Below are 7,962 nucleotides of genomic sequence, written 5' to 3' on the forward strand. Positions count from 1 at the left end.
TCAAGAAATCGTGGTTTCAGGATACTGTCATGCCGCCCGCTTCGAAAGAACGCTCCTTTCTTGCCCGTGTTCGCCATGCACTGCCCTCCCTGCATCCGGCAGAGCGGCGGCTGGGTGAATTCGTCTGCGACTTTCCCGGCGAGTTGGCCAGCTACAATGCCCAGGAGCTGGCACGCTTTGCAAAAGTTTCCAAGGCGACGGTATCGCGTTTCGTCAGGCGCTTGGGTTATGACAATTACGAAGCCGCACGCAGGCATGCCCGCGAAGAGCAGACGACGGGGTCGCGCCTGTTTCTCCCCGCTCAGCGTCTCGGCCAATCCGAATCCTGGCTTGCCCAGGGGCTGACCTTCAGCAAGGACAACCTGGACAGAACCTTTGCCGCCATCACCCAGACCGATATCGACGCCGTCGCCCATGCATGGCTGGCGGCACGTAAAATCTGGGTCGTTGGCTATCGCGCCAGCCGCCCGCTAGCCGACTACCTGCGCTGGCAGCTGTTGCAAGTGACCGGAGACATCGCCGCCACTCCCGGCCCTGGCGAAACCCTGGGCGAGCACCTTGCCGACATTGGCCCGGAAGACAGCGTCATCGTGCTGGGGTTGCGGCGCCGAGTTGCGACGACCGAACAGCTGCTGAGCAGCGCCAGGGAGTGCGGGGCCTCGCTGGTGTATATCACCGATGAAGGCACGGAGCCCCACCCTTCCGCTACCTGGCATTTTCGCTGCCATACGCACGCTTCCGGGCCGCTGTTCAATCACACTGCGGTCATGACCCTCTGTCATCTGCTGATCATGCGCACCATCGAGCTGGCCGGAGACGCCTCGCGGCAGCGTTTGAGCCGCATCGAAACCCTCAACGACCGCTTTGAAGAGCTTTAATCGAGCCATTTCGACGAGCGCCTGCTTTTACTGAAGCACTCTTCTAGTTCATCACCCCATCAACATGCACTTTCAAGGTGCATTTTTGTCTCTCACGCCCCATGTCGTGTTACCCCATTTTTCGGGCAACGCGTGGTTTCCGCCTGTTTTATATATGAAATTTAAATTTCATAGCTCTTGCGGCATGAAATATGGATCTACTTAACAAACGCTGCGCAGGATGCGCGGTGAGCAACACGCCCAGCCTGGCGTACCACATCGCACCCACTACAGATAACAGGAAGCCTCCATGTTCAAGCGCACTCTTCTCATGACCGCCCTTTCCGCCGCTGTGATCGGCAGCGCCGCCAACGCCGATACGCTGTCTCTCAAAGTGCTCGGCCAACCTGCCGGTTCGGGGCTGATTGCCCAGAACAAGGAGCGCCCCTTCTTCGAAAATTTCGCCGAGCACAGCGGCCTGGAAGCCACGGTTCAGTACATTCCGGTAGATGTGGCAGGCATTCCCGATACGGACGGGCTACGCATCCTCAACTCCGGTCTTTTCGACATCGTCTCGCTGCGCGGCCCCCAGGTCAGCCGTGACGAGCCCTCGGTGCTCGGGATGGACCTGATCGGCCTGAACACCAGTTTCGAGACTGGCCGGGACAACGTCATGGCCTTTTATGATTATGTGGATTCACGCCTGCAGTCCCGCTTCAACGCCAAGTTATTGGGCGTATGGCCTGCCGGACCCTAGGTCATCTTCTGCAACAAGGAGATTTCCGGCCTGGAGGACTTGAGAGGCCTGCGCGTACGGGTGGGTGACCAGAGCGCAGCCAACTTCATTGGCCAATTGGGCGCCACCGGCATTTCGATGCCCTTCGGCGACGTGCAACAAGCGCTCTCTCGGGGCGTCGTGGATTGCGGCATCACCGGCCCTGCCTCGGCCAACGCCGGCGGCTGGCCAGAGGCAACGACCACCGTGCTGCCCATCGCTCTGCAGCTGGCCATCAATGGCTACGCCATCAACCTGGACACCTGGAACCGCCTGGATGAGACCCAGCAGTCTCAGCTGGAAACGGCCATTGCCGAGCTCAGCGACGACATCTGGAGCTACTCCGAAGCGCTTTACGAAGATGCCATGCGCTGTAACGCCGGTGAGTCGCCCTGCGAGTTCGGCAACCAGTATGCGCTGACCGAAGTCGCCGTTTCCGACGCCGATCTGGCTGCCGTCACCGCCGCAGTAGAGGAAGTGTCCCTGCCACTATGGGCCACCCAGTGCAATAACGTGGCCGCCGACTGCGAAGCCACCTGGCGCGAAACGGTCGGCGCTCAGCTTGGCCTGTAACGTTACCAGGAGACCCGTATGACTTTTTGTGCTCGCCTGATGGGGATCCTGTTCGGCACGTTCATGCTACTGCTGGCCGTGCTGATCACGATAGAGACCCTGATTCGCAAATTCTTTTCGCTGTCGTTTGGTGGCGTCGATGAGTTGGGAGGCTACGCCATTGCGGTGGCGGCGCCTCTGGCCTTCGGCGTCGCCATGATCGAGCAGTCGCATATTCGCATCAATCTGCTGCACATGCGCCTGCCCACCACCGTCAAAGCGATCCTCAATGCCCTGGCAGCCCTCTCGTTGGGGCTGCTGGCGGCCTTCCTGCTGTACTTTACCGTGCAGACCGTACTCGACACGCACAACTACCGCTCCATCGCCCAAACCCCTTGGGCCACGCCGCTGATCTACCCTCAGTCGGTCTGGCTGGTGGCCATGGGCATCTTTGCGGCGAGCGCGGCCCTGCTGGCCCTGCAAGCCCTGCGCCTGCTGATCCGGCGAGACTGGCCCGCACTGAACCAGCGCTTCGGCCCTGCTTCAGCCAGTGAAGAACTCGAAGCCGAACTGGCCGATCTCGAGCAGCGTGAAAAAGGAGCACAGCCATGAGTATTCCGGTCATTGCAGGGGCGTTCATGGTTATGCTGGCCCTGATGCTGCTCAGCCTGCCAGTGGCGGTGTCGATTTTGCTGGTGGGCGTGGCGGGCGGCTATCTGATGTACGGCGCCCCGCTGGTGAACATGATGGGCGGCGTCGTCTGGAGCAGCCTGAACAGCCCGTCGATGCTCGCCATTCCACTCTTCATGCTGCTGGGGGAGCTGCTGTTACGCGGCGGCATCGCGGACCGCATGTATGCCGCGCTGGCGGTGTGGTTCAATCGCCTGCCGGGTGGTTTGCTGCATACCAATATCGCTACCTGCACGCTGTTCTCCGCCACCTCCGGCTCCTCGGTGGCCACCGCGGCCACCGTAGGCACCATCGCCCTGCCGGCGCTCCAGCAGTATCGCTACCCCATTCGTCCTTCGCTGGGCTCGCTGGCAGCGGGCGGCACGCTGGGGATTCTCATTCCCCCCAGCATCAACCTGCTGGTGTATGGCCAACTGGCCAATACCTCCGTCAGCCAGCTCTTTGCTGCCGGGTTGATACCGGGCATTGCCCTGGCGCTGCTGTTCTCGCTCTACCTGTGGCTCGCCCACGGCAAGGCGGGCAAGGCATCGCTGGTCGAGGTCAATGTCTCGCTTCAGGACAAGCTGTCGCTGTCGAAGCACCTGATTCCTCCCGTGGTCATCTTTGGCGTGGTCATGGGCAGCATCTACGGCGGCCTGGCGACCCCCACCGAATCCGCCGCCATTGGCGTGGTCATCGCCCTTGGCTTCATCGCCGTTGGTGGCAAGCTGACGCTGGACCTGTTGATTCACTGCTCGCTGCAGGCGGCCAAAACATCGGGCATGGTGATCATCGTCTTGATGTGCGCCCTGCTGCTCAACGTCACCATCTCGATGCTGGGGGTTACCCAGGCACTTACCCAGTGGGTCGCCTCCTTCGGCCTGACGGCAGTGACGCTGCTGCTGGTGCTGTTCGTGTTTTACGTGATTCTGGGCACCTTCATGGACGCCATGTCGATGCTGGTGCTGACCGTACCCATTACCGTGCCCATGGTCATGGCGGTGGGGATCGACCCCACCTGGTTTGGGATCTTCATCGTGCTGATGTGCGAGATCGCCCTCATCACACCACCGGTGGGCATGAACCTGTTCGTGGTTCAGGGCGTGCGCAAGGATGGCGGCAGCTTCAACGACGTCATCATGGGGTCGATTCCCTTCGTGGGCATCATGGTGTTGTTCACCTTTGCCATCATGATTTGGCCAGACATCGTCATGTGGCTACCCGACCTTCTGGCGGGGCGTTGAGGCAATGACGAACAAGACTGGACCCAGCCATACAGCCCCCATCGGCAGCATGTGCCAAGCGTCGCGAACCGATACCCCGCGCATTCTGGTCATCAACCCCAATACCAATCCCCAGGTCACCCGGGAAATACGCCGCCTGGTACGGCAGTGCTCGCCTGAAGGGGTTCAAATGGAGGTCACCAATCCACTGGCGGGGCCTATCGCCATCGAAAATGCAGCGCACAAGGCCACCGCCACTCGGGAGGTCATGGCGCTGATCCAACAGCGCCAGTCCGCCGACGACGTTGGCTACATCATGGCCTGCTTCGATGATCTGGCGGTTCAAGAACTGCGCGATGCAACACAGCGCCCAGTGGTGAGCCTAGCCGAGGCAGGCATGCGTGCCGCTGGCCAGCATGACCGCCCCTTCACCGTCATCACCACGTTCGAGGGCGCCGTGGAAACCATCCGCGCGCTGAGCCGTGGCTATGGCCTGGACGTGCGCTGCCGGATCGTGGCCACTGGCATGGGGGTATCGGAAACTGCGGCCCGCACGCCGCAGGCCGAACAGCGCTTGCATGACGCCATCGTGAGTTCGCTCGAACAGGGTGCCAATGCCATCGTGCTGGGCTCCGGCGCCTTCGTGGGACGAGCGGCTCTGCTGAGTGAGCGGTATGGCGTCGATATTACGGACGGGCTAAGCGACGCCATCCGCTACGTGCACGCTCCTTTTCCAGCGTTGAGCGCCGAGGCTCCAGCAGGTTGATCACCCCTGCGGCTCTGCCTGCTCGGCAGCATTCCCCAGCACCCGAGCAGGCAGGCCCACCCGGCCCACGCCAGGCAGCTTCAAGGCCGGCCTGAGAATATCGACGCCCAGGCTCGTGCCCAGCACGTTGAGCTCCACGCCCTCTTCCAGCGCCAGCATCAACCCCAACACCCCGCCCAGCGAAAACTGATACCCGGTGCCGCTGGGCACAGGGGCTACTACGCTATCGAACAGGAAATCCTTGCCCACGGCGGTGACCGGCAACGCCACCGCCAGGCCCTCCACTTCGCGGGTAAGCCATGCGATGAAACTGTTGCTGTTGGGGCCGGGCCACACCCGGTATAAATCGGCCTGAGGGTAACGGCCAATCGCCTCTTCTATCTGGGTAATCAACTGCCCCGCTTCATCGCCGCGGTAATCGGCCAGCAGTTCGGGCGCATGGCCAAACCACGCCCGATCCGGCGTATCGGTGCTCGACACCACGGTGGGCCTACGCCAACTGAGCACCTGGTGCAGGCGGTAGTCGCTGGCATTGTCAGCTTTGGTAGCCACCCAGATATGCACCCCAAACGCGCCCCGCCAGTGATACGCCCGTGCAGCGTACACTTGCACCACCGCCTCGGGATGGGCGTCAGGGTCTGGGGCCAACCCCGCCGATGAGCGGTCCAGATTCGACCAGTGGCCATCGGTAACCACCTGGTTACTGGCCAACATCCAGGCGGGCCCGGCCAACAGCACCACCACGCCCGCTATCCAACGCAGTAGAGTTTTCATGAGCTTTCCGTGGAGTTTTCAATATAGACACAGCGCCTCTAAAACACTGATCCTTAATGGATAAATTTTTAATTTGCCTGTCTTAATCCACCCCAAGCGCTTTGACCACTGCATCAATCGGTTCGGCGTAGAAGCTGGTCTGGAACTTGGTGAACAGCTCTCCGGGGATGGTAGGAATATCCATGGCGCTGCTCATGGGCAGGGTGACGCGCTTGCCACCGGCATCAAAGGCAACCTGCAGGCATTCTGCTAGGCTTTCGACGGGTTTTAGGCTGCCCCCTAGGCTCATATCGCCCAGCACGACCATTTGGCTCTGAGTAGGTTTACCTACCAGACCTGAAGAGAACGCGACCAGGCTGGCGAGCGAGAGATCTCGCAGGACACCGCTATTTTGCAGGTCAACCACATGAAGGTGGAAATCATGCTCCAACACTTTACGGGCACCACTGATACGGCTGGCGTTGGCCTTGAAGTAATCAAACGCCATTTTGACCTGCTCTTTGGCGGCGGTGGAGTTCCAGAGCCCTGACATGGCCAGCTTGCCGCTGCCTGCAGTTACCTGCATTTCGATGCGATAAACCCCCGGCATGCCTTTATCGCTGAGACCAATGGTATGCACCACGCCTGGCTTGCCCTGGCCTTCTGGAATCAGTCCGCCACCGCCCTGCTCTTTCACCGACACAAAGTGCTCTTCCAAGGTCTCTTTGTCGATGTAGCTGAAATGAACATCGTAGAACTCCATGCCACCAATCTTTTTCAGCTGCTCCTTCACGCGGCGGCGTACCTGCATGGCGTATTCCAGGCAATCCCGTACATCGTCTTTCATCAGCCCTTGTGAACCGCCGCCATGGGGAAACATCAGCTTCAGCAAGCCCGACACCGTTTTACGTACCGCGATCACGTCACGCTGGTTGAGGTTGTCGCCCAGAGAGAAGTAGCGATCAATGGCATCAGCGAAGCTGCGTTTGCGCATCTCACGGAAGAATTCGGCCAGGTAGTCAACGATAAACCCATAGCGCTGAGTGAAGAATGAGGGCCGCATCTTGGGGATTTCCCAGCCGGGAATATAGGCATGGAAGCGATCAAAGAACGCGGCATCAATCATGGCATCGGGGAATGGCGTCAGCAGGTGGCTGGTTTTTACCAGCGACTCCACGCTTTGGTTGATGTTGCCGACGAACACCATCGAGGCTGAGGCTTCCATCTGTTCGCGCCCACGGGCAAAAGAGCCAGAGGCCATGTAATCCTTCATGATCTGCACCCCATCCTTATCCTTGAACGAGATACCGGCCACTTCATCGAACGCTACCAAATCCCACATGCCCACCAAGCCAATGCGCCGTGAGCTCATGTTATAGAACAGGTTAGCCACCGTGGTTTGCCCGCCAGAGACCAAAATGCTGTTGGGTGAACACTCTTTGTAGATATGGCTTTTGCCAGTGCCCCGTGGCCCTAGCTCGCAAACGTTGTAGTTGTTCTCGACAAACGGAATCATCCTGGCCAGCAGGTGCCACTGTACGCTTTCGTCTAGCTCGGCAGGTTCCATACCAATCGAGCGAATCAGCACTTCACGCCATTGAGTATTGGTAAACCCACGCCGCCCTTCAAACAGCTCGTCCATATTCATGTGGGGCATCTGAATCGGCTTGAGCAGGCTAACGCCAAACGGCGAGCTTGTTTGCCCCTCTTCATGGAAGTAGCTGAGCGTGGCAATCACCCAAATACCGCCTACCAGCAGCTTCTCGTGCTCTTTAACAATACCTGCAGAGATTTCGGCATCCTTAATGCCCAGGTTACTGAACGCGGCTTCATAGCGGTCTTTTTCTCATTCAGGCGCACCGCGACACGATCAATCACCTTGAAGCTGCCGCGCTCACGCACGATGGATTTTACTTTCTCCGCTTCATCCGGACGAACGTAGTTATCCGTCAGAATCGCTTTGACGTTTTCCAATCCCGTAGCGATCACCTCCGCATCGTCTGAGGCGCAGTACATACCCAACAGGTACTCCAGCACGTACACGGGCACGTTAGCGCCCTCTTTCACGCGCTGGGTGAGATCCTTACGCACCACGCGGCCCGCAAAGTGCGTGTTGAGCAGCGTATCCAGATCGGCGTCCTGAAGGGCATCGGTCACGTGCGTGGCGGAAGATGAGTCAAAATCCATGTGGGCGGTCACTCCTGAACGACGAAAAAAGCACAATGCACAAACACAAAAGCTTCCCCGCTGATGACGGGCTTAGAAAAAATCATCCGTAAACGCGAGATCGATCACCACCCGGTAGCGCTCCCGCTCGGTGCCCAGGTCTTTATCGCGCAGCACCAGGAAGTAGTCATTCTTACGGTC

General features: G+C 59.5%; 7 protein-coding genes and 1 pseudogene. 6 read left to right on the forward strand and 2 right to left on the reverse strand.

From position 1 onward, the window contains the following. Positions 1–29: 29 nt before the first annotated feature. The 6 genes from B7L72_RS06640 (at position 30) to B7L72_RS06660 (ending at position 4,842) form a co-directional block, all read left to right on the forward strand. On the forward strand, positions 30–878 hold the full coding sequence (locus tag B7L72_RS06640) for a MurR/RpiR family transcriptional regulator (protein WP_081193343.1): 849 nt from the start codon (positions 30–32) through the stop codon (positions 876–878). 289 nt (positions 879–1,167) lie between these two features. Continuing rightward, the gene (locus B7L72_RS18885) at positions 1,168–1,614 is read left to right on the forward strand and encodes a hypothetical protein (protein WP_016913687.1); all 447 of its coding nucleotides are present in this window, start codon (positions 1,168–1,170) and stop codon (positions 1,612–1,614) included. 3 nt (positions 1,615–1,617) lie between these two features. Then, positions 1,618–2,205, forward strand: a complete 588-nt coding sequence (gene dctP / locus B7L72_RS18890; RefSeq protein WP_254893770.1) for a TRAP transporter substrate-binding protein DctP — start codon at positions 1,618–1,620, stop codon at positions 2,203–2,205. Between the two features lie 18 nt (positions 2,206–2,223). Beyond that, the gene (locus B7L72_RS06650; protein ID WP_016913685.1) at positions 2,224–2,796 is read left to right on the forward strand and encodes a TRAP transporter small permease subunit; all 573 of its coding nucleotides are present in this window, start codon (positions 2,224–2,226) and stop codon (positions 2,794–2,796) included. Next, complete coding sequence (locus B7L72_RS06655; protein WP_016913684.1) at positions 2,793–4,097, forward strand: TRAP transporter large permease; 1,305 nt, start codon at positions 2,793–2,795, stop codon at positions 4,095–4,097. The genes B7L72_RS06650 and B7L72_RS06655 overlap by 4 nt, the downstream gene beginning before the upstream one ends. 4 nt (positions 4,098–4,101) lie before the next feature. Further along, a complete protein-coding gene (locus tag B7L72_RS06660; RefSeq protein WP_230478440.1) occupies positions 4,102–4,842 on the forward strand; it encodes an aspartate/glutamate racemase family protein in 741 nt (246 codons plus the stop codon). Here B7L72_RS06660 and B7L72_RS06665 read toward each other — a convergent pair whose 3' ends face one another. Together B7L72_RS06665 and brxL are read right to left on the reverse strand one after the other, a co-directional pair. After that, the gene (locus B7L72_RS06665) at positions 4,843–5,616 is read right to left on the reverse strand and encodes a DUF3750 domain-containing protein (protein ID WP_081193345.1); all 774 of its coding nucleotides are present in this window, start codon (positions 5,614–5,616) and stop codon (positions 4,843–4,845) included. Between the two features lie 82 nt (positions 5,617–5,698). Then, positions 5,699–7,782 (reverse strand): annotated as a pseudogene (gene brxL, locus B7L72_RS06670) (protease Lon-related BREX system protein BrxL). Positions 7,783–7,962 lie beyond the last annotated feature (180 nt).

The organism is Halomonas sp. BC1, from assembly GCF_002078135.1.
GTDB classification, from domain to species: Bacteria; Pseudomonadota; Gammaproteobacteria; order Pseudomonadales; family Halomonadaceae; genus Vreelandella; species Vreelandella stevensii.